Below are 2062 nucleotides of genomic sequence, written 5' to 3' on the forward strand. Positions count from 1 at the left end.
GCTCACGATCCGCTGAAATCGCTGCTCACGATCGTCTGAAATCGTTGCTCATGATCCCGTGAAATCCGTGCTCACGATGCGGTGAAATCCGTGCTCACGATCGCCTGAAATACGCAGCGCAGAACCGCACGGGCGTTCGAGGCGCGATCGTTCACCCGGGGATGATTAATACTGACATCCAGCGACCTGATGTCGGCCCGGTGAGAAACTTCTGAGGTTGCCGCCCGTGATGCAAGAGGTTTCCGACTACGTCTGCAGCTGATCGAGTGCGGTCTTCTGTAAGGCCTGTGAACGCAGAAGCCGCTGGCCGGTATGGGAATCTGCGGATTAGGTCCAAATCTGACTCTCGAGCTTCATTACTCACGTTTCTCAACTGGTTTTCCTAATCCAGATCTGTTCGATCATTTGCCCATTCGGGTCGTCGCCTTCTCACACCCCCTTTATCCGACGTCAGGCAGATTCTGCGGCATGTCGATCACGCCGTCATGGCCTGTGCCGGACCTCGGTAATCCTCATTTTTCGTTAGCACCGCCCAGATCACCCGTGCCATCTTATTGGCCAAAGCGATCGCCACAAGCATCCTCGGCTTCCGCGCTGCCATGCGCTCGGGCAAAAGGTTTCGGAAAATGCCACAATAAGGACCATGCATTCGAGTGGCGACAATAGACATATATTGCTACAGATTATCTTTGCACTTCATTCAATGAATGTTATATTAGAAGGATAAGATGAAATGTTAGTATAGCGATGTGTTATTTCCTCGTGGATATTTATATCCTTTAATGCAACAATGCTGGCCCACGCGCCGGAATCTTCATCCGACCAAACTATTTGGGCATTCGGGTTCGACGAGTGATTGACTATCGAAATAAAACCAAAAACAACGTACCCTACCAGAGAATTTTTTTGGCGGTGACGATCAGAGCGCACGAAGTAATACTCGAATAGTCCCGTACGATCTATCAGTGTTCCTTCCGCATCGTCAAATCCCCATGTTGGGGCCCGCTCAATTACATCTCCAACCTTAAAAGGAATATTAGCAAATACACCCCGCCCTTTTCGGGGCACATTTCTCACATACAAAGCGGTGCTGATATCAGAGAGCTTGTCGGCCATCGTGTGTGCCCTCTTGGTCTGAGCGTGGAGCGCTTCCTGCATTGATCGCCACTGACGGGGCCATTGTTGAGCATCCGCCGTGCTTCACTAATACTTCCAACTTCAAAGATGTCGACGGCGGGGGTCGATCCCGGCTGACCTGCGAGAGTCCCTGTTCTCGCCGCAAACCTCCTCCTTGGCAGAACTGCCATCAAGGCTTTGGCCAAATCCAATTATCACCATTGCCACTATGCCTCCCACCACGCCATAGCCGACAACGGGGCAACTCCTGTCCTAAGGCCAACCCATCGCTGCGATCGGCAGGGCGCGTCTTCTACGGGACAAAACTTAAGGCTTTTCATTTTGGGAATTCATTTCAACATTGTGTTTCGAGAGGGAACATAGCTTGTCCTCAATCTCGTCATACCTACCAATATGTGTGGGCGACTTTAACTGGCCTGCCCCCTGAACAGTGGTCCTCCCTGAGGTTCGCCTCATTCCGCTGCAATCCGTAAAACCCTACGTCAAGCGGAACAAGACGGATGCGGCGGACGCAGAGGCGGTCTGCGAGGCAGTGACCCGACCCAATATGCGCTTCGTCCCGATCGGCGCGGATGGCTATCGCTTCAGCGGCCACTCCGTGTGCGACAACCCACCGGTACGCGGCGATCACCTGGAAGAAGCGGTGTGGGATCAGGTGAAAGTTCTCCTTGAGGACCCAAGTCGCGTGGCCGACGAATACCGCCGCCGCCTCGTCCAAGTTCGCGACGAAACCCGCGAGCCGGATGAGATCGTCCGCCTGGAATGCGTATTTCAGGCGATCGTGAGCACGGATTTCACCGCATCGTGAGCACGGATTTCACGGGATCATGAGCACGGATTTCACGGGATCATGAGCACGGATTTCACGGGATCATGAGCAACGATTTCAGACGATCGTGAGCAGCGATTTCAGCGGATCGTGAGC

Annotated in this window: 1 protein-coding gene and 2 pseudogenes; 1 reads left to right on the forward strand and 2 read right to left on the reverse strand. The window is 53.4% G+C overall.

Annotated elements, in window-relative coordinates; genetic code table 11:
• Nucleotides 1-475 precede the first annotated feature (475 nt).
• Nucleotides 476-604 (reverse strand): annotated as a pseudogene (locus tag X728_RS1000000169995) (IS110 family transposase); the annotation flags it as partial.
• Between the two features lie 92 nt (nucleotides 605-696).
• Nucleotides 697-1116: an SET domain-containing protein-lysine N-methyltransferase gene (locus X728_RS1000000170000; protein ID WP_196815134.1), complete on the reverse strand. Its 420-nt coding sequence runs from the start codon at nucleotides 1114-1116 to the stop codon at nucleotides 697-699.
• A 463-nt stretch (nucleotides 1117-1579) separates the two neighbouring features.
• On the opposite strand from X728_RS1000000170000, the pseudogene X728_RS1000000171215 reads away from it, so the two are divergent.
• Nucleotides 1580-1702 (forward strand): annotated as a pseudogene (locus X728_RS1000000171215) (IS110 family transposase); the annotation flags it as partial.
• Nucleotides 1703-2062: the final 360 nt, after the last annotated feature.

The organism is Mesorhizobium sp. L103C119B0 (assembly GCF_000502235.1).
GTDB lineage: Bacteria > Pseudomonadota > Alphaproteobacteria > Rhizobiales > Rhizobiaceae > Mesorhizobium.

Coding starts and splice junctions, on each gene's coding strand:
- X728_RS1000000170000 (WP_196815134.1), bottom strand. CDS start 1,116: ATGGCCGACAAGCTCTCTGATATCAGCACCGCTTTGTATGTGAGAAAT.